The 18,467-nt window shown below is 67.4% G+C and carries 17 protein-coding genes; 11 read left to right on the forward strand and 6 right to left on the reverse strand.

What is annotated here, in order from left to right; all coding sequences use genetic code 11:
* Positions 1–6: 6 nt before the first annotated feature.
* Genes E5790_RS16660 through cysS form a run of 3 tightly spaced genes read right to left on the reverse strand, consistent with a single transcriptional unit; the run spans position 7 to position 3,134 of the window.
* Positions 7–1,254 (reverse strand): MFS transporter, encoded by a 1,248-nt coding sequence (locus E5790_RS16660; RefSeq protein ID WP_032956128.1) that lies wholly within the window; start codon positions 1,252–1,254, stop codon positions 7–9.
* Positions 1,251–1,703, reverse strand: coding sequence for a SufE family protein (locus E5790_RS16665; RefSeq protein WP_032956126.1), 453 nt, complete (start codon positions 1,701–1,703; stop codon positions 1,251–1,253). Before E5790_RS16665 ends, E5790_RS16660 begins: the two co-directional genes overlap by 4 nt.
* Positions 1,704–1,757: 54 nt before the next feature.
* Positions 1,758–3,134, reverse strand: coding sequence for a cysteine--tRNA ligase (cysS, locus tag E5790_RS16670; RefSeq protein ID WP_014647791.1), 1,377 nt, complete (start codon positions 3,132–3,134; stop codon positions 1,758–1,760).
* 188 nt (positions 3,135–3,322) lie between these two features.
* Here cysS and E5790_RS16675 point away from each other — a divergent pair, with 188 nt between their 5' ends.
* The 11 genes from E5790_RS16675 (at position 3,323) to E5790_RS16725 (ending at position 14,758) form a co-directional block, all read left to right on the forward strand.
* The gene (locus tag E5790_RS16675; RefSeq protein WP_014647790.1) at positions 3,323–3,886 is read left to right on the forward strand and encodes a hypothetical protein; all 564 of its coding nucleotides are present in this window, start codon (positions 3,323–3,325) and stop codon (positions 3,884–3,886) included.
* A gap of 331 nt (positions 3,887–4,217) precedes the next feature.
* Positions 4,218–5,228, forward strand: a complete 1,011-nt coding sequence (locus E5790_RS16680) for an N-acetylornithine carbamoyltransferase (protein ID WP_014647788.1) — start codon at positions 4,218–4,220, stop codon at positions 5,226–5,228.
* A 119-nt stretch (positions 5,229–5,347) separates the two neighbouring features.
* Positions 5,348–6,544, forward strand: coding sequence for an argininosuccinate synthase (locus E5790_RS16685; RefSeq protein ID WP_111205993.1), 1,197 nt, complete (start codon positions 5,348–5,350; stop codon positions 6,542–6,544).
* A gap of 151 nt (positions 6,545–6,695) precedes the next feature.
* The gene (locus E5790_RS16690; protein WP_014647786.1) at positions 6,696–7,784 is read left to right on the forward strand and encodes an acetylornithine deacetylase; all 1,089 of its coding nucleotides are present in this window, start codon (positions 6,696–6,698) and stop codon (positions 7,782–7,784) included.
* 75 nt (positions 7,785–7,859) lie between these two features.
* On the forward strand, positions 7,860–9,188 hold the full coding sequence (locus E5790_RS16695; RefSeq protein ID WP_111205994.1) for an acetylglutamate kinase: 1,329 nt from the start codon (positions 7,860–7,862) through the stop codon (positions 9,186–9,188).
* Between the two features lie 4 nt (positions 9,189–9,192).
* Positions 9,193–9,792, forward strand: coding sequence for a GNAT family protein (locus E5790_RS16700; protein WP_014647784.1), 600 nt, complete (start codon positions 9,193–9,195; stop codon positions 9,790–9,792).
* Positions 9,789–10,742, forward strand: a complete 954-nt coding sequence (argC, locus tag E5790_RS16705) for an N-acetyl-gamma-glutamyl-phosphate reductase (protein ID WP_014647783.1) — start codon at positions 9,789–9,791, stop codon at positions 10,740–10,742. Before E5790_RS16700 ends, argC begins: the two co-directional genes overlap by 4 nt.
* Positions 10,743–10,762: 20 nt before the next feature.
* A complete protein-coding gene (gene argH, locus E5790_RS16710) occupies positions 10,763–12,058 on the forward strand; it encodes an argininosuccinate lyase (RefSeq protein WP_014647782.1) in 1,296 nt (431 codons plus the stop codon).
* Complete coding sequence (locus E5790_RS16715; RefSeq protein WP_014647781.1) at positions 12,058–12,321, forward strand: YciI family protein; 264 nt, start codon at positions 12,058–12,060, stop codon at positions 12,319–12,321. Before argH ends, E5790_RS16715 begins: the two co-directional genes overlap by 1 nt.
* An 11-nt stretch (positions 12,322–12,332) precedes the next feature.
* Complete coding sequence (proB, locus tag E5790_RS16720; RefSeq protein ID WP_014647780.1) at positions 12,333–13,490, forward strand: glutamate 5-kinase; 1,158 nt, start codon at positions 12,333–12,335, stop codon at positions 13,488–13,490.
* Positions 13,487–14,758 carry a glutamate-5-semialdehyde dehydrogenase gene (locus E5790_RS16725; RefSeq protein WP_049442413.1) on the forward strand — a complete coding sequence of 424 codons (1,272 nt, stop codon included), beginning with the start codon at positions 13,487–13,489 and terminating at the stop codon, positions 14,756–14,758. Before proB ends, E5790_RS16725 begins: the two co-directional genes overlap by 4 nt.
* Before the next feature lie 96 nt (positions 14,759–14,854).
* Here the strand turns inward: E5790_RS16725 and pgaD are convergent, their stop codons facing one another.
* Genes pgaD through pgaB form a run of 3 tightly spaced genes read right to left on the reverse strand, consistent with a single transcriptional unit; the run spans position 14,855 to position 18,466 of the window.
* Positions 14,855–15,325 carry a poly-beta-1,6-N-acetyl-D-glucosamine biosynthesis protein PgaD gene (gene pgaD, locus E5790_RS16730; RefSeq protein ID WP_014647778.1) on the reverse strand — a complete coding sequence of 157 codons (471 nt, stop codon included), beginning with the start codon at positions 15,323–15,325 and terminating at the stop codon, positions 14,855–14,857.
* A complete protein-coding gene (gene pgaC / locus E5790_RS16735) occupies positions 15,322–16,572 on the reverse strand; it encodes a poly-beta-1,6-N-acetyl-D-glucosamine synthase (protein WP_181454188.1) in 1,251 nt (416 codons plus the stop codon). The genes pgaD and pgaC overlap by 4 nt, the downstream gene beginning before the upstream one ends.
* A gap of 7 nt (positions 16,573–16,579) precedes the next feature.
* Positions 16,580–18,466 carry a poly-beta-1,6-N-acetyl-D-glucosamine N-deacetylase PgaB gene (gene pgaB, locus E5790_RS16740; protein ID WP_014647776.1) on the reverse strand — a complete coding sequence of 629 codons (1,887 nt, stop codon included), beginning with the start codon at positions 18,464–18,466 and terminating at the stop codon, positions 16,580–16,582.
* Position 18,467 lies beyond the last annotated feature (1 nt).

Below are 18,467 nucleotides of genomic sequence, written 5' to 3' on the forward strand. Positions count from 1 at the left end.
ACAGGCTCACTGCAGGTCGCGAAGATTCAACTTCCGCAGCGTCGGGTTCTTCCACGCGGTGATCCCGGCCACGCTCAGCACCGCGAACCCGCCCAGCACCACGGCCGGTACCAGGCCGAGCAGCTTCGCCATCGTGCCGGCATAGAACGCGCCCAGCTCGTTGGACGAACTGATGAAGATGCCGTTGATCGACGATACGCGACCGCGCATTTCTTCCGGCGTGGCCAGCTGCAGGATGGTCGAGCGGATCACCACCGAGACGCCATCGAAGGCGCCGTAGAACAGCAGGATCAGCGCCGACAGCCAGAAGTGCTGCGACAGCCCGAAGCTGATCACGCACAGGCCGAAGCCGGCCACCGCGAACAGCAGCACGCGGCCGGCATTGCGGTGCAGCGGGTGGCGGGCCAGCCACAGGCCCACGCACACCGAGCCAAGCGCCGGCATCGCGCGCAGGATGCCCAGGCCTTCCGGGCCGTGGTGCAGGATTTCGTGCAGGAACGCCGGCAGCATCGCCACCACGCCGCCCAGCAGCACCGAGAACATGTCCAGCGCCATCGCGCCGACCATGATCCGGTTGCCGACCACGAAGCGCGCGCCTTCGGCGATGCTCTTGAAGATCGGCGCGGCAGGGCCGGTGTGCACCGGCTCCTCCACTTTCAGCGTGGCCAGACAGGCCATCGCCACCAGCGCGAAGGCGGTGGCCACCGCGTAGGACAGGCCCTTGCCACCGAAGCCGACCAGCACGCCGCCCAGTGCCGGGCCGGCGATCATGCCGGCCTGGAATACCACCGCGCCCAGGCCGGCGCCACGCGCGAACTGGTCACGGGCCAGTACGCGGGCGAACAGGGCGTTGTAGATCGGCGACAGGAAGGCGCGGACCATGCCGGTCAGCGCAATGGCTGCGTAGATCGGCCACACGCCGTCGATCGGCAGCCAGCCCATGGCCACGCTGGTCAATACCAGTGCGGTGGCGATCAGTCCGCAACAGGCGACCATGCCCAGGCGGCGGCGCGGCAGGTGATCCACCAGGTAACCGGCGAACGGCGCCACGCAGAAGAACGGCAGCACCTCGGCCAGGCCGATCAGGCCCAGCGAGAACGGATTGCGGGTGACTTCGTAGATGTGCCAGCCGACGGTGACCGCGACCACCTGGTAGGACAGCATCGCGAAGATGCGGTACGCCAGCAGCCTGGCGAAACCGGGCCGGGACAGCAGGCCCAGCGCGCTGTCTTCGGCTGTGGCAGGCTCGCTCACGACGGGTCGCGCTGCAGCTGGGCCTGCGCGGTCTCGCGGATGAAGGCCAGCATCGCCGCCACGCCGTTGCTGCGGGTCGGCGAGAGGTGGCGGGCCAGGCCGATGTCCTGGATGTAGCTCGGCTCGGTGGCCAGGATCTCCTGCGCCGAGCGCCCGGAGTACACACGCAGGGCCAGGAAGATCAGGCCGGAGACAATCGCCGAATCACTGATGGCATGGAAGCGCAGCGACTGCGCGTTGCCTTCGGGCACGATCCAGACCATCGACTGGCAGCCGAGCAGGCGATGCTCTTCGGTCTTCCATTCTTCCGGGAAGGCCGGCAGCTTGCGGCCGAGGTCGATCAGGTACTGGTAACGCTCGGACCAGTCGCCGAAGAAGCCGAATTCCTCGGCGATGGCGGCCTGTGCCTCGGCGGCGGTGGGTTCAAGCGGGAACGGGGAGTCGATCACAACAGTCTCTACGGTGGGGGCGTGGCCGGCGTACCGGCCACGGGGCAGGGCGGGTCAGCCGCGCTTGCGCGACCAGCGCACGCCCTGCGGGGTGTCTTCCAGCACGATGCCTTCGGCGGCCAGCTGGTCGCGGATGGCGTCGGAACGGGCGAAGTCGCGCGCCTTCTTGGCAGCGGCACGCTCATCGATCAGGCCCTGGATGCGGGCATCGTCGCCGCCGTCGCTGGCCGCAGTGCCGAACCACTGCGCTGGATCGGCCTGCAGCAGGCCCAGTGCCAGTCCGGCGCCGAGCAGTTCACCCTTCAGGCGCGCCTGCTCGGCCGGATCGGTGGCACGACGCGCATCGGCGGCGATGCGGGCCACTTCGGCCAGTGCCTGCGGGGTGTTCAGATCGTCATCCAGGGTCGCTTCGACCGTGGCCGGGATCGCAACGACCGCCTCGACTGACGCCAGTTCGCGCAAGGTGCCGTACAGGCGGTCCAGGGTGCGCACCGACTGTTCGATCAGGCCATCGGACCAGTCCAGCGGTTGCCGGTAGTGGGCCGACAGCAGGGCCAGGCGCAGTGCTTCCGGCGGGTGCTGGCGCACCAGGTCGTGCACGCGCTCGATGTTGCCCAGCGACTTGCTCATCTTGGCGCCGCCGAAGTTGAGCATGCCGTTGTGCAGCCAGAAGCGGGCGAAGATCTTGCCGCCGTGGGCGCACTCGCTCTGCGCAAGCTCGTTCTCGTGGTGCGGGAACTGCAGGTCGACGCCGCCGGCATGGATGTCGATGGTCTCGCCCAGGTGGGCGGCGGCCATTGCCGAGCACTCGATGTGCCAGCCCGGGCGGCCACGGCCCCAGGGCGACGCCCAGCCGGGCAGGTCGTCGCTGGACGGCTTCCACAGCACGAAATCACCCGGATCACGCTTGTACGGGGCCACGTCGACACGGGCGCCGGCCAGCATTTCGTCCGGATCGCGGCGCGAGAGCTTGCCGTAGCCATCGAAGCTGGCCACCGCGAACAGCACGTGGCCTTCGGCAGCGTAGGCATGCCCGTTGGCGATCAGCTGCTCGATCATGGTGATGATCTGCGGAATGTGCGCGGTCACCTCCGGCTCGATGTCCGGCGGCACCACGCCCAGCGCGGCCATGTCCTCACGGTAGGCGGCGGCGAACCTGTCGGTGATGGTGCTGATCGGTACGCCCTGCTCGCGCGCGGCGGTGTTGATCTTGTCGTCCACGTCGGTGATGTTGCGCGCGTAGCGCAGGCCACCGAAACGGCGCCGCAGCAGGTCGGCCAGCACCCCGAACACCACCGGGCCACGGGCGTTGCCGATGTGCACGTAGTTGTAGACCGTCGGGCCGCACACATACAGGGTCGGACAGGCCGGATCGAGCGGGGTGAACGGTTCGAGCTGGCGAGTCAGGTTGTTGTGCAGGCGCAGGGTCATGGGGCTGTGGCTGGGGGACAAGCCTGTGATTTTAGAACGTGTCGGCCCCCTTTGGGGGCACCCGTTGCCACCGGTGGACGCCGGGGCCACCCGGGGTGGGGTGGGCAGGAGCGGCGTGGACGGGTAATGTTCAGCCCCTTGCGCTCGCCACTGCCTACACTATTGCCGTGTCCTTGCTCCCGTCGCCAATGAAATCCACCGCGTTGCTGACCCTGGCCTGCCTGTCGGCGCTGCCCGCCGTGGTGCTGGCGCAGGAGGCCGAGCCCCGCAACCGGGTGGTGATCGTTGAGAACGTGAAGTTCGACTACGCCCAGGTGCTGAACGTGGAGCCGGTGTTCCAGACCCTGCGCGCGACCCGCACCGAGGAGCACTGCGAGCCGGTGTCGACCCGGACCCTGGCCCCGGTGAACGTGACCGGCGAGGAGCCGGTCGAGGACAAGGGCCGGATCAGCCGCTTCTGGGACTCGGTGCGCTCGATGTTCAAGCGCAGCGACGAAGAGGCCGTTGAGGAGCCCGGAGCCGAGACGCCGGCCCCGGCACCGGCCAACACTGGCCCGATGCTGACCCGCGACTGCCGCATCGTGCCGGTGGGGCGTGAATTCCGCCGGCCCATCGCCTACGACGTGGATTACGTCTACAAGGGCACCAAGTACCGTTCGCGGCTGCCGGAAGACCCCGGCAACCGGCTCAAGATCCGGGTGTCGATCACGCCCTGGGTCGGCCCGGAGCAGGGCACGGCCAGCAATCCCTGATTCTGGGACCCCGGCCCTTGCGCCGGCCTCGGCCGCATGCAAAGATGGTTGACCATGAAGCTCACCGACTTCCAGCACGACAGCAGCGCAGCCCGACAGGCGTCGGGCATGACCTCGCGTGCGCGTCGACCGGAACCCCACATCCTCGCTGGGTAACCGGAGCTTTTTGCTGTTCGTCCGAAAAAACCCAGCCCGCCGGCTGGGTTTTTTCGTTTCCGCGCTTCAAAAGTGCATCTTCTGAAAGCTGCAACTGCAATCTTCCCGCTCCACCTTTGATTCCTGTTTTCCCTTCCACCGCGTCGAAACCGGCGCCGCCACGCAAGGAAAGATGATGTCCCCCAAGCACTTCCTGAACACCCAGGACTGGAGCCGCAGCGATCTCGACGCGCTGTTGACCCAGGCGGCGCTGTTCAAGCGCAACAAGCTCGGCGACCAGCTCAAGGGCAAGTCGATCGCGCTGGTGTTCTTCAACCCGTCCATGCGCACCCGCACCAGCTTCGAACTGGGCGCGTTCCAGCTCGGTGCCCACGCGGTGGTGCTGCAGCCGGGCAAGGATGCGTGGCCGATCGAGTTCAACCTCGGCACGGTGATGGACGGCGATACCGAAGAGCACATCGCTGAAGTGGCCAAGGTGCTGGGTCGTTACTGCGACATCATCGCCGTGCGTGCGTTCCCCAAGTTCATCGACTGGGCCTACGACCGCCAGGACATCGTCCTCAACAGCTTCGCCAGGTACTCGCCGGTGCCGGTCATCAACATGGAGACCATCACCCACCCGTGCCAGGAGCTGGCCCACATCATGGCCCTGCAGGAGCACTTCGGCACCCAGGACCTGCGTGGCAAGAAGTACGTGCTGACCTGGACCTACCACCCCAAGCCGCTGAACACCGCCGTTGCCAATTCGGCGCTGACCATCGCCACCCGCATGGGCATGGACGTGACCCTGCTGTGCCCGACCGCCGACTACATCCTCGACGAGCGTTACATGGGCTGGGCCGAGCAGAACGTGGCCGAGAGCGGCGGCTCGCTGAAGATCAGCCATGACATCGACAGCGCCTACGCCGGCGCCGACGTGGTCTACGCCAAGAGCTGGGGCGCGCTGCCGTTCTTCGGCAACTGGGAACCGGAGAAGCCGATCCGCGACCAGTTCAAGCACTTCATCGTGGACGAGCGGAAGATGGCGCTGACCAACAATGGTGTGTTCAGCCACTGCCTGCCGCTGCGCCGCAACGTGAAGGCCACCGACGCGGTGATGGATTCGCCGCAGTGCATCGCCATCAACGAAGCCGAGAACCGCCTGCACGTGCAGAAGGCGATCATGGCGGCGGTTGCCGGGCGCTAGATCGAACAAGGGGTAGAGCCGACCGTTGGTCGGCTGCTCCCGCAGCGGCGCATCCAATATTCCAGCCGACCAACGGTCGGCTCTACCGAATTCCCATCCCCCAAGTGGACCTGACCCCCATGAGCAACAAAGACGTCGTTCTCGCCTTCTCCGGCGGCCTGGATACCAGCTTCTGCGTGCCGTACCTGCAGGAGCGCGGCTACAACGTGCACACCGTGTTCGCCGACACCGGCGGCGTCGATGATGAAGAGCGTGACTTCATCGAGAAGCGCGCCGCCGAACTGGGCGTGGCGAGCCACCTCACCGTCAACGGTGGCCCGGCCATCTGGGAAGGCTTCGTCAAGCCGTTCGTGTGGGCCGGCGAAGGCTACCAGGGCCAGTACCCGCTGCTGGTCTCGGACCGCTACCTGATCGTCGATGCCGCGCTGAAGCGTGCTGCCGAGCTGGGCACCAACACCATCGCCCACGGTTGCACCGGCATGGGCAACGACCAGGTCCGCTTCGACCTGGCCGTGAAGGCGCTGGGCGACTACCAGATCATCGCGCCGATCCGCGAGATCCAGAAGGAACACACCCAGACCCGCGCCTACGAGCAGAAGTACCTGGAAGAGCGTGGCTTCGGCGTGCGCGCCAAGCAGCAGGCCTACACCATCAACGAGAACCTGCTGGGCCTGACCATGTCCGGCGGCGAGATCGACCGGTGGGAAGCTCCGGGCGAGGGCGCGCGTGGCTGGTGCGCACCGCGCAGCGAGTGGCCGGAGCAGGCCCTGACCGTGACCCTGAAGTTCGTTGAAGGCGAAGCCGTCGAACTGGACGGCAAGGCGCTGCCGGGCGACCAGATCCTGGCCCAGCTCAACAAGCTGTTCGCCCCGTACGGCGTGGGCCGCGGCGTCTACACCGGCGACACCGTGATCGGCCTGAAGGGCCGCATCGTGTTCGAGGCCCCGGGCCTGGTTTCGCTGCTGGCCGCACACCGTGCGCTGGAAGATGCGGTGCTGACCAAGCAGCAGAACCGCTTCAAGCCGCACGTGGCACGCAAGTGGGTGGAGCTGGTGTACGAAGGCTTCTACCACGACCCGCTGAAGACCGACATCGAAGCCTTCCTGAAGTCCTCGCAGGCCAAGGTCAACGGCGAAGTGGTGCTGGAAACCCGTGGTGGCCGCGTCGATGCGGTGGCCGTGAAGTCGCCGCACCTGCTCAACACCAAGGGCGCCACCTACGCGCAGTCGGCCGACTGGGGCGTGGAGGAGGCTGAAGGCTTCATCAAGCTGTTCGGGATGAGCTCCACTGTCTATGCGCAGGTCAATCGCGGTTGACCTGTGACGGGGTGCCGGCCGCTGGCCGGCGCCTCGCAACGTCGATGGAGGGTAGTGCCGGCCGCTGGCCGGCTCGTGGCACGGCTGGATCATTGCGGAGCCGGCCAGCGGCCGGCACTACCGATTTCGAACCCTACGGATATTCAGACACATGCTTGAACAGACGCTCGATCACCTGCAGGCCCTGGTGTCCTTCGACACCCGCAACCCGCCGCGTGCGATCACCACCGGTGGCATCTTCGATTACCTGCGCGACAACCTGCCCGGCTTCAACGTCGAGGTGATCGACCATGGCGCGGGCGCAGTCAGCCTGTACGCCGTGCGAGGCACGCCGAAGTATCTGTTCAACGTGCACCTGGACACCGTGCCGGACTCGCCGCACTGGAGTGCCGACCCGCATGTGATGCGCCGCCTGGACGACCGCGTGGTCGGCCTGGGCGTGTGTGACATCAAGGGCGCCGCCGCTGCGCTGGTGGCGGCGGCCAATGCCAGCGATGGCGATGCCGCCTTCCTGTTCTCCAGCGACGAGGAAGCCAACGATCCGCGCTGTATCGCCGCGTTCCTGGCCCGTGGCCTGCCGTATGAAGCGGTGCTGGTGGCCGAGCCGACCATGAGTGAAGCGGTGCTGGCGCATCGTGGCATCAGCTCGGTGCTGATGCAGTTCGCCGGCCGCGCCGGCCATGCGTCCGGCAAGCAGGACGCGGCCGCCAGCGCGCTGCACCAGGCCATGCGCTGGGGCAACCGTGCACTGGACCATGTGGAATCGCTGGCCTCGGCCCGCTTCGGCGGGCTGACCGGGCTGCGCTTCAACATCGGTCGCGTCGAAGGCGGGATCAAGGCCAACATGATCGCACCGGCTGCTGAGGTGCGCTTCGGGTTCCGCCCGCTGCCGTCGATGGACATCGATGGCCTGCTGGCGACCTTCGCCGGTTTCGCCGAACCGGAAGCCGCCGTTTTCACCGAAACGTTCCGTGGCCCCAGCCTGCCGGCCGGTGACATCGCCGAGGCCGAGAACCGCCGCCTGCTGGCGCGCGATGTGGCCGATGCGCTGGAGCTGCCGATCGGCAACGCGGTGGACTTCTGGACCGAGGCCTCGCTGTTCTCCGCCGGTGGCTACACCACGCTGGTGTTCGGCCCGGGCGACATCGCCCAGGCCCACACCGCTGATGAGTTCGTGACGCTGGAGCAGCTGCAGCGCTACACCGACGCCGTGCATCGCATCATCGCCGCCGGCGCCTGATCGACCCTACAACGCCGCCCGGCCCTGGCCGGGTGGAACTGCAACGCGGCGACCGCCGCCTGTGACGAAACCGAAATGTCTCCTGCCCTCCAGCCCCACCGCCAGACCCGCCAGACCATCGTGCGCCTGCTTTCCAGCATGGCCAGCGCGAAGGAGATCAGCCAGTACCTCAAGCGCTTCTCGCAGCTGGACGCCAAGCGCTTCGCCGTGGTCAAGGTCGGCGGCGCGGTGCTGCGCGACGACCTCGACGCGCTGACCTCTTCGCTGTCGTTCCTGCAGGAAGTCGGGCTGACCCCGATCGTGCTGCACGGTGCCGGCCCGCAGCTGGATGCCGAACTGTCGGCCGCCGGCATCGAGAAGCAGACCGTCAACGGCCTGCGCGTGACGTCGCCGGAAGCGCTGGCGATCGTGCGCCGGGTGTTCCAGCAGTCCAACCTGCGCCTGGTCGAGGCGCTGCAGCAGAACGGAGCGCGCGCCACCTCGATCACCGGCGGCGTGTTCGAGGCCGAGTACCTGGACGTGGACACCTACGGCCTGGTCGGCGAGGTGAAGAAGGTCAACCTGGCACCGATCGAGGCCAGCCTGCGTGCCGGGTCGATCCCGGTCATCACCAGCCTGGGCGAGACCGCTGGCGGCCAGATCCTCAACGTCAACGCCGACTTCGCCGCCAACGAGCTGGTGCAGGAACTGCAGCCATACAAGATCATCTTCCTGACCGGCACTGGCGGCCTGCTGGACGAGCAGGGCAACGTGATCGATTCGATCAACCTGTCCACCGAGTACGACCACCTGATCGCGCAGCCGTGGATCCACGGCGGCATGAAGGTGAAGATCGAACAGATCAAGGATCTGCTCGATCGCCTGCCGCTGGAATCGTCGGTGTCGATCACGCGCCCGGCCGATCTGGCCAAGGAACTGTTCACCCACAAGGGGTCGGGGACGCTGGTGCGCAAGGGCGAGAAGGTGCTGCGCGCCACCGCCTGGACCGCGCTGGACCTGCCGCGCCTGAAGGGCCTGATCGAATCCAGCTTCGGCCGCACCCTGGTGCCGGAGTACTTCGAAAAGACGAAGCTGCTGCGCGCCTACGTCAGCGAGAACTACCGCACCGCGGTGATCCTCACCGACGAGGCCGAGGGCGTGTACCTGGACAAGTTCGCCGTGCTCGACGATGCGCAGGGCGAGGGCCTGGGCCGTGCGGTCTGGAACGTGATGCTGGAGGAAACCCCGCAGCTGTTCTGGCGTTCGCGCCATGGCAATCCGATCAACCACTTCTATTACGCTGAATCCGACGGCTGCTACAAGCAGGACCACTGGAAGGTGTTCTGGTTCGGCGCCGACGGCATCGACCGGATCAAGACCTATGTCGACCATTGCGCCCGGCGCGCGCCGAGCCTGCAGGGCTGAACACATGAACCATGCCGACTGGACCAAGGTCCCTACGCTGGCGGGCACCCATGCGCGGCTGGAGCCGCTGCAGATGGGGCATATCGATGGCCTGCGCGGCGCGCTTGGCGATGGCGCGTTGTCCAGGCTCTGGTACACCCAGGTGCCCGATGCGAAGACCATGGCCGGCTACGTGCAGGCAGCGCTGCAGGCGCAGGCCGAAGGCAGGGTGCTGCCGTTCGTGGTGTTCGATGCCAACGACCAGATTGTCGGCACCACCCGCTACTACGATCTGCAAGCGGACGTGCCGCGCCTGAGTATCGGTTACACCTGGTATGGCGAGTCTGCGCAACGCACCGGGGTCAACACCGAGACCAAGCTGATGCTGCTCAGCCACGCGTTCGAGCGGTTGCAGTGCCTGAGCGTCGTGTTCGAGACCAGCTGGTTCAACTTCACTTCGCGCACCGCCATCGCACGCCTCGGCGCCAAGCAGGATGGCGTGCTGCGCAACCACAAGCGGCACGCCGACGGCACGCCGCGCGACACCGTCATCTTCTCCATCATCGATGCGGAATGGCAGGGCGTGAAGCGCCACCTGCAGTACCGCCTGGACAGCCACGCATGAACGATTCGACTTTCACCCTGGGCATCGTCGGGGCCCGCGGCCATACCGGCGCCGAGCTGATCAAGCTGGTGGCCGCCCATCCGCGCCTGGAACTGGCCTTCGTCTCCTCGCGCGAGCGCGCCGGGCAGCGCCTGTCCGACCACCACCCGGAGTTCCAGGGCGAGCTGCAGTACGAGAACCTGGATGCCGACGCGGTGGCCGCCAAAGGCGTGGACGCGGTGATCCTGGCCCTGCCCAACGGCCTGGCCGCACCGTTCGTGGCCGCGCTTGAAGCCGCCAAGCCGGACACCGTCATCGTCGATCTCTCGGCCGACTACCGCTTCGACAACAGCTGGTATTACGGCCTGCCGGAGCTGACCCGCGGCCGCTACAACGGCCAGAAGCACATCAGCAACCCGGGCTGCTATGCCACGGCGATGCAGCTGGCGGTGCATCCGCTGCTGGACCTGCTGGCCGGCCCGCCGCAGTGCTTCGGTGTCTCCGGCTACTCCGGTGCCGGTACCACGCCGTCGGACAAGAACAACGTCGAACTGCTGGCCGACAACCTGATGCCGTATGCGCTGACCAACCACGTGCACGAGCGCGAGGTGTCGGTGCAGCTGGGCGTGGCCGTCGAGTTCATGCCGCACGTCGCGCCGCATTTCCGCGGCATCACGCTGACCGCCAACCTGTGGCTGAACCGCGTGCAGACCCGCGAACAGATCGTCGAGCGCTTCCAGCAGGCCTATGCCGGCGAACCCCTGATCGAAGTGGTGGATGAAGCGCCGTGGGTCAGCCGCATCGCCGGCCGCCACGGTGCCCAGGTCGGTGGCTTCACCCTGGCCCCGGGCGGCAAGCGGGTGGTGGTGGTGGCGACCCTGGACAACCTGCTCAAGGGCGCGGCCACCCAGGCCATGCAGAACCTCAACCTTGCGCTGGGCATCGACGAACTGACGTCGATCCCGCACTGAACACGCCTTCCGGAGCCCCCATGGCAGACCTTCTTTGGCAGAAGCCCGGCGTCGCTGTCGACGCCCAGATCCAGACCTTCCTCGCCGGCGACGACGTGATCCTCGACCGCGAGTTCTTCCTGCATGACATCGCTGCCAGCGCCGCGCATGCGCAGGGCCTGCAGCACATCGGCATCCTCAGCGCCGACGAGCTGGCAGGCCTGCTGCGCGAGCTCGACGTGCTGGCGCAGGATTTCCGTGAAGGCCGCTTCGTGCTGGATACGCAGTACGAAGACGGTCACTCAGCAATCGAAGCGCGTTTGACCGAACGCCTCGGCGACGCTGGCCGCAAGATCCACACCGGCCGCAGCCGCAATGACCAGATCCTGGTCGCCACCCGCCTGTGGCTGAAGGAGAAGCTGCTGCGCGTGGCCGGGCTCAGCACCGACGTGGCCAAGATCGCGCTGGACCGTGCGCAGGCCGAGAAGGACCTGCCGATTCCCGGCTATACCCATATCCAGCGCGCCGTGGTCTCTTCGGCCGGCATGTGGTGGGCCGGATGGGCCGAGGCCTTCATCGACAACGCCATCCGAGCCCGTGACACCCATGCGCTGGTCGACGCCAATCCGCTCGGCACCGCCGCCGGCTACGGGGTGAACCTGCCGCTGGACCGCGAGCACACCACGGCCGCGCTCGGTTTCGCGCGCATGCAGATCTCGCCGATCTACGCACAGCTGTCGCGCGGCAAGTTCGAGCTGGCCGCGCTGGAAGCACTCGGTGGCGCTACGCTGGACCTGCGCCGCATCGCCTGGGACCTGTCGCTGTTCACCAGCGCCGAGTTCGGCTTCGTCGCGCTGCCGGCGCAGTACACCACCGGCAGTTCGATCATGCCCAACAAGCGCAACCCGGACGTGATCGAGCTGATGCGTGCGACCCACGCCAGCGTCGCCGCCGCGCGCACCGAGATCGAGCAGCTGCTGTCGCTGCCTTCGGGTTATCACCGTGACCTGCAGTCGTCCAAGGGCGCCATCTTCCACGGCTTCGGCCGTGGCCTGGCCGCGCTGGAACTGCTGCCGGCGCTGCTGGCCAATCTGGAGTGGCGTGACGACAGGCTGCGCGCAGCGATCGATTCGGGCATGTATGCCACCGACGTCGCCGTGGAAGCGGCGGTGGCCGGTGTGCCGTTCCGCGAGGCCTACAAGGCCGCTGCAGCCGGTGCCGACAGCGCAGGGCAGGGACGTACCCCGGAAGGCAGCCTGGCTGCGCGTGTATCGCCGGGCTCGGCTGCCGATCTGCGCCTGGACGAACTGCGCGCACGCTGGCAGGCGCTGTCCTGATGGCGGGCACTGTCTATCTGGTGATGGCGATGCGCCGGCCGGACTTCAACGATGCGGCGGTGCAGCCGCACCGCGATTTCCTCGAGGCGTTGCAGGCACAGGGAAAGCTGCAGCTGACCGGTGGTTTCGCCGATGGCAGCGGTGGCGCCTATGTGCTGTGCAATGTCGAGAGCCTGGAACAGGCGCGGGCCATCGTCGCCACCGATCCCCTGGTGACGATGCACGCTTCCGAGCTGACCGTGCACGAATGGAATACCCGCTGAGGCCCTGACCGATGACCCTGCACGCCGCCACCGTCGCTTCGCCGTTCCCGCAACAGGCGCTGCCGCCATGGCGGCGTGCGGTGCTGAAGGTTGGCAGCAGCCTGCTGGCGGCCGATGGTGGCGGCCTGTCGCCACGCCACGCGCTGGGCCTGGCCCAGTTTGTATCCGCCAACGTACTGGCTGGGCGCGAGGTGGTGATCGTCTCCTCCGGCGCGGTTGCGGCGGGGCGCGCGATCCTGCCGCGGGCCGATGAACCCGGTGCGGCGATGGCGGCGCGGCAGGCCCTGGCCGCGCTCGGCCAGGCGCAGCTGATCGGGCTCTGGCAGCGCTTCTTCGAGCGCCCGGTGGCGCAGGTGCTGCTGACCCACGACGACCTGCGCAACCGCCGCCGCTACCTCAATGCACGCGCCACGCTGAGCGAACTGCTGCGGCTGGGTGCGCTGCCGGTGGTCAACGAGAACGACACCGTATCGGTGGACGAGCTCAAGCTCGGTGACAACGACAACCTGGCCGCGACCGTGGCCGCGCTGGTCGATGCCGATGCACTGTTCATCGCCACCGACATCGACGGCCTGTACAGCGCAGATCCGCGCACCGTGGCCGACGCGCGGCCACTGCACGACGTGCCGGAACTGAGTGACGATGTGCTGGCGATGGCCGGCGGCGCCGGCTCGCGCGCCGGCACCGGCGGCATGCGTACCAAGCTGGAGGCGGCGGCCAAGGCGGGCCGCCTCGGCATCGAGACCTACCTGTTCAACGGCCGCAGCAGCGATGTGGTGCGCGCGCTGGCGCAGGACCGCCTGTTCGGCACCCGCATCCACGCCGCACGCAGCCGCGAGGCTGCCCGCAAGCACTGGCTGCGGCACGCGCCGCTGGCCGAGGGCGCGATCGTCGTCGATGCCGGTGCGGCACAGGCGATGCGGGAGAAGGGCGCCTCGCTGCTGCCCGGCGGCATCACCGCTGCCGAGGGGGCATTCCGCCGCGGCGACATGGTGCAGGTGTGCTGGATCGCACCGCAGGGGCGTGTCTGTGTCGCCCGCGGCGTCAGCCAGTACGCGGCCGACGACGTGCGCCGGATCGCCGGCCATCATTCGCGCGACATCCAGGCCGTGCTGGGCTACAACTACGGTGGTAGCGTCGTCCATCGTGACGACCTGGTGCTGCCATGACCGGTTTGAAGGACACCCCGATGAGCGAAATCGAAGCCCAGGCGCGCGCCTGCCGTGATGCAGCGCAGATCGTTGCCGGCCTGGACAGTGCGGCGCGACGCATGCTGCTGCTGGCGATGGCGCAGGCCCTGGAAGTAAATGCCGGACTGATCCTGGCCGGCAACGCACGCGACCTCGCCGCCGCGCGCGACAAGGGCGTTGGCAGTGCCATGCTCGACCGCCTCGCACTGGACCCGCCGCGGCTGTTCGCGATGGCCGAGGCGGTGCGCGAGGTGGCCGCGCTGCCTGACCCGGTCGGCCAGGTGACGCGCGACGACGTACGTCCCAACGGCATCCGCGTGCAGAAGGTGCGCGTGCCGCTGGGCGTGATCGCGATGATCTATGAGGCGCGCCCGAACGTGACGGCCGAAGCCGCCGCGCTGTGCCTGAAGGCCGGCAATGGCGTGATCCTGCGCGGTGGTTCCGAAGCGATCCACTCCAATACCGCCATCGCCCAGGCGCTGGCCGGTGCATTGAAGGCCAACGGCGTACCGCCGGCGGCGGTGACCGTGCTCACCGACCTGCGCCGCGAGGCGATGCTGGAACTGCTGCAGCTGCATGAGCTGATCGACCTGGCCATTCCGCGTGGCGGCGAAGGCCTGATCCGTTTCGTGGCCGAGCACGCGCGCGTGCCGGTGATCAAGCATTACAAGGGGGTGTGCCACCTGTTCGTGGACGCCAGCGCCGACCTCGGCAAGGCCATCGACCTGCTGGTGGACGGCAAGTGCAGCCGGCCGGCGGCGTGCAATTCGCTGGAGACGCTGCTGGTGCACCGCGCCGTGGCTGACGCGTTCCTGCCGCGCGTGGCGAAGGCGCTGGGTGAGCGTGGGGTGCAGCTGCGCGCCGATGCGCAGGCGCAGCCGTTGCTGCCGGGCAGCACGGCGGCGACCGAGGAGGATTACGCCGCCGAGTTCCTCGATCTGGTGCTGGCGGTGCGCGTGGTCGATGATCTTGATGCAGCCATCGCGCACATCCGCACCTATACCTCCGACCACACCGAAGTGATCGCCACCGAGGACACCGGCCACGCCGAGCGCTTCGTCAACGCGCTGCGCTCGGCGGTGGTGATGGTCAACGCTTCGTCGCGCTTCTCCGATGGTGGCCAGCTGGGCCTGGGCAGTGAGATCGGTATTTCCACCACGCGCCTGCACGCCTACGGCCCGATGGGCTTGGAAGCCCTCACCGTTGAACGATTTGTCGTGCGCGGCGAAGGGCAGACGCGTACATAAGTGGATCCACGCCGCGCGTAGATGCTCTTCGCGGCAAACCCCGGTGCCGACCAAGGTCGGCACCCACCAGGCCCAAGCGCCGACCCAGGTCGGCAGCTACACCACCTCGCGGCGGATGCCGACCGGCCGTGCGTGATCATCCATGTGCAGCGTGGCGGCCTTGCAGCCCATCAGGCGTTCGGCCAGCCCGGTGCTGGCGCCCAGATCGGCGGCCACTTCGTTGAGGCTGGCCAGGGGCCGCGGCAGGCGGCGTTCGCGGCCACGGAAGCGGGCGCGGTTGTACTCGGCCCAGGCGATCAGCAGCACGCTGGCGCACAGCAGCATCAATGGCAGCGCGACCAGCACGTACGGGTCGAACTGGTTCTGCCGTTCGTAGAGCTGCCGCCAGGCCAGCTGGCCACCGATCAACCACGAGAGCAGGGTCACCAGGGGGGCCCACAGATAGAAGTAGAAGCCCCAGAACGCCAGGGTGACGAAGCCCCAGGCCGTGCGCTGGAAGTGTGGCTGGCGATGCGGCTTGCGGATCATCCGCGAGTCGAAGCGGTTGGACGGGCGTTGCGCGTTCATCGGATCCCCCGGTCAGGGCTGGTCCAGGTGGCGCGCTTGCTGCGACGGCGCAGCAGCGTCTTGGGCAGCGCCACCAGGGTGGTGGAAAGGCTGATCAGCCAGTACGCCATCGGGTACCAGATGACCCAGAAGTAATTGCGTCCAATCTGTGTTTCGTAACGCCGGTCGATGATCAGGCTGCTGGCGAACTGCAGCAGGCAGACCAGCGCCAGGATCACGCCATGCCACTCCGGCAGCAGGCTGGCGATATGCAGCTGCGGCGGCAGCTCGATGTACTTGCCCAGTGCCCACAGCAGCACGATGAACAGCATCGTGTAGGCCCAGACCACGCTCAACACGTACTCCAGCAGCACGCCCCACATGCGCCGCTCTTTCCAGTGCAGCAGCGAGCGCGCGTGGCGCAGCATCACTTCCACGCCGCCCTGGGCCCAGCGCAGGCGCTGCCGCCAGAGGCCCTTGAGCGTCTCCGGCATCAGGATGAAGCACAGCGCATTGGGTTCGTAGCGGATGTCCCAGTGCGCGCGCTGCAGGCGCCAGCTGATGTCGATGTCCTCGGTCACCATGTCATCCGACCACCAGCCGACCTGGTGCAGGGCAGTGCGGCGGAAGCCGGCGATCACGCCGGAGATGGTGAAGATGCGGCCATACACGCGCTGTGCCCGCTTGATCATGCCGATGATCGAGGAGAATTCCGCCACCTGCAGGCGTCCGAGCAGGGTGGAGCGGTTGCGGATGCGCGGGTTGCCGGTGACCGCACCGACCCGGTTGCCACTGACCAGGTGCCAGACCATCCAGTGCAGTGCATGCTCTTCCAGCATCGCATCGCCATCGATGCACACCAGGTACTCCGAGCGTGCGGCCAGTGCGCCCATGCGCAGCGCATTGGCCTTGCCCAGGTTGCGGTCCAGGTGCAGCACGCGAAGCCGTGGATGCCTTGCCGCCAGCGCATCCAGCCGTGCGCCGGTGTCATCGCTGCTGCCATCGTCGATGGCGATCACTTCGTAATCGGCGGGGTAGCGCTGGGCCAGCGCCGCAGTGAGCGTGTCGTCCAGGTTTTCTGCTTCGTTGTGGCAGGGCACCAGCAAGGTCGCGAAGGGAGGGGCGATCATCAAGGGCGGATCGTTGCGCGGACGTGAGTGACGCTCGCGCCGGAAGTAGTAGTACAGGCCACCGGACATCCAGAAGAACGCCATCACCATCGGGTAGTAGAAGGCGAACTGGAACAGGACCTGCAGCAGCGGATGCATGTCCACGTCACTTCTCCGGGTACGGGAAGTTGCCGGCGGACATTGCCGCGCGGGCATCGCGGGTGGAGGGCTGGTCGGCGATGAAGTCATCGGGGTACCAGGCGAAGTGGTGCACGCCCTGCGCCTGCAACTGGCGGATCTGCGCACGCAGGCGCCCGGCGGGAATCGGCTGCCCGCTGCGCCAATCGACGGTCTGCAGCTCGAACAGCGTGTGCTGAAGCTGCGGGTCGTGCGCGCGTACCGCGGCCAGCAACTGGTCGAGCCAGCGCTCGGGGTGCCTGCTGCCTTCCATCCACGGCATCGCCATCAGCGCCGTCTGGTCGTAGGCCTTGTTGAACAGGTCCAGGCGCTGCGCGAACCAGGCTTCGCTCTGCGGGCGGAGTACCGGCTCGGCATACAGGTTGCGCACCGTTGCCAGTTTCGGCCGCCAGCGCTGCGCGCTGTTGCGCAGGGCCAGGGTGAAGTCGATCAGTGCCTGGGTACGTGCGCTGCCATCTTCGCCGGCCGCCAGGGCGGGCAGCTCGGTGTCGCGCAGGTAGCCGTCGTCATGGAACAGCAGGCCTTCGAAGTAGGAATTGACCGCCAGGTCCTCGTAGATGTCGAGCATGATCTGCCTGGCCTTCGGGTTGGTGAAATCCAACCGGTACATGCCGTCGGCATCCCCATTGCGGATCGCCAGCACCTTGCGCTGCTCCGGGTCGGGCAGTTCGAAGCCGAGCACTGGCAACCACGCGTAGACCTTCACGCCCGCGCGGGATTTCAGCTGCCAGGCGACGCGGCTGAACAGGTCCGCCCGCATCGGCATGTGCCGGTTCGGGAAATACAGCGCATCGGCGGTGTTGTTGCCGTCCGGGTCGGCAAAGGCCTGCAGATAGACATGGGTCGGCGCGATGCGCTTGACCCGCTCGATCAATGCATCGAGATTGCGTGCCTGCTGGGCTGGATCCGGGTCATACATATCATCCAGATCGATCTGCAGGGCGCGGATGCCATCGAGCGCCACGTCTCGGCGCAGTTCGTAGGCCAGGCCTTCCACGGTCGGGTTGTTGCTCACCAGCAATCGTGCCAGCCCGTGCAGGTCGCGGGCCACTGGCGTGCTACGGCCTTCCAGGTCGAACGAAACCGGCATGCCCAGCTGCTCGGCGATGTCGTTGCTCAACTGGTTGTACGCGGCATATGGCCAGACGATGGCGCGCGGGCGCACGCCCAGGTGCTGCTGGATGCGCTGCACGCTGCGCGAAAGATCAGTGCGCAGGCGCTGCTCATACTGTGTCCCGCTCTCGTAGCTGCGCGTGGCCGGGGTGTAGATGCGGGTGACCACGGCGGGCGTGGAGTTTCCCTGCGGATTGGCAAGCACGCCGTGGTGCAGGTCGTCGGTATGGCTGGCCACTTCGATCAGGCCACTGTCGTGCATCTGCTTCAGCTGCGCCCAGGTCACGAAGTCATCGTGGCCGAACGGGCGGTAGCCGTAGTCGATGGTGCGGCCCGGTGCCATGTCCACGTAATCGGTGATCACCGCCACCAGGGCCGGGTAGTGGTAGGCCTGCAGCAGCGGGAAGGCCTTGTCGTAGACGCTGCGCAGGCCATCGTCGAAGGTCAGCAGCACCGGCTTGGGAGGCAGCGTGGCGCGGCCCTGCGAGGCCTCGATCAGCTGCGACAGCGAAACCGGGTGGTAGCCGTGCGCGCCCAGCCAGTCCAGGTGCGCGGCGAAGTTCTGCGTGCTCACCGCATAGGAATCGGCATCACCCTTGGCGGCCACCTTGTCGCGGATGTCGTGGTAGCTGAGGATCAGCAGGCCGTTGTCGATCGCATCAAGATGCAGGGGCTGCTGCGCGAACGCCGGTGGCACGCAGGCCAGCAGCAGGAGCACGATCAGTCGCAGGAAGCGGGCCATG

The sequence above is a fragment of the Stenotrophomonas sp. PAMC25021 genome, from assembly GCF_004795795.1.
Lineage (GTDB): Bacteria > Pseudomonadota > Gammaproteobacteria > Xanthomonadales > Xanthomonadaceae > Stenotrophomonas > Stenotrophomonas muris.

Coding starts and splice junctions, on each gene's coding strand:
- cysS (WP_014647791.1), bottom strand. CDS start 3,134: ATGACCCTGCGCCTGCACAACAACCTGACTCGCCAGCTCGAACCGTTC.
- E5790_RS16675 (WP_014647790.1), top strand. CDS start 3,323: ATGAAATCCACCGCGTTGCTGACCCTGGCCTGCCTGTCGGCGCTGCCC.
- E5790_RS16680 (WP_014647788.1), top strand. CDS start 4,218: ATGTCCCCCAAGCACTTCCTGAACACCCAGGACTGGAGCCGCAGCGAT.
- E5790_RS16685 (WP_111205993.1), top strand. CDS start 5,348: ATGAGCAACAAAGACGTCGTTCTCGCCTTCTCCGGCGGCCTGGATACC.
- E5790_RS16690 (WP_014647786.1), top strand. CDS start 6,696: ATGCTTGAACAGACGCTCGATCACCTGCAGGCCCTGGTGTCCTTCGAC.
- E5790_RS16695 (WP_111205994.1), top strand. CDS start 7,860: ATGTCTCCTGCCCTCCAGCCCCACCGCCAGACCCGCCAGACCATCGTG.
- E5790_RS16700 (WP_014647784.1), top strand. CDS start 9,193: ATGAACCATGCCGACTGGACCAAGGTCCCTACGCTGGCGGGCACCCAT.
- argC (WP_014647783.1), top strand. CDS start 9,789: ATGAACGATTCGACTTTCACCCTGGGCATCGTCGGGGCCCGCGGCCAT.
- argH (WP_014647782.1), top strand. CDS start 10,763: ATGGCAGACCTTCTTTGGCAGAAGCCCGGCGTCGCTGTCGACGCCCAG.
- E5790_RS16715 (WP_014647781.1), top strand. CDS start 12,058: ATGGCGGGCACTGTCTATCTGGTGATGGCGATGCGCCGGCCGGACTTC.
- proB (WP_014647780.1), top strand. CDS start 12,333: ATGACCCTGCACGCCGCCACCGTCGCTTCGCCGTTCCCGCAACAGGCG.
- E5790_RS16725 (WP_049442413.1), top strand. CDS start 13,487: ATGACCGGTTTGAAGGACACCCCGATGAGCGAAATCGAAGCCCAGGCG.
- pgaD (WP_014647778.1), bottom strand. CDS start 15,325: ATGAACGCGCAACGCCCGTCCAACCGCTTCGACTCGCGGATGATCCGC.
- pgaC (WP_181454188.1), bottom strand. CDS start 16,572: ATGCATCCGCTGCTGCAGGTCCTGTTCCAGTTCGCCTTCTACTACCCG.
- pgaB (WP_014647776.1), bottom strand. CDS start 18,466: ATGGCCCGCTTCCTGCGACTGATCGTGCTCCTGCTGCTGGCCTGCGTG.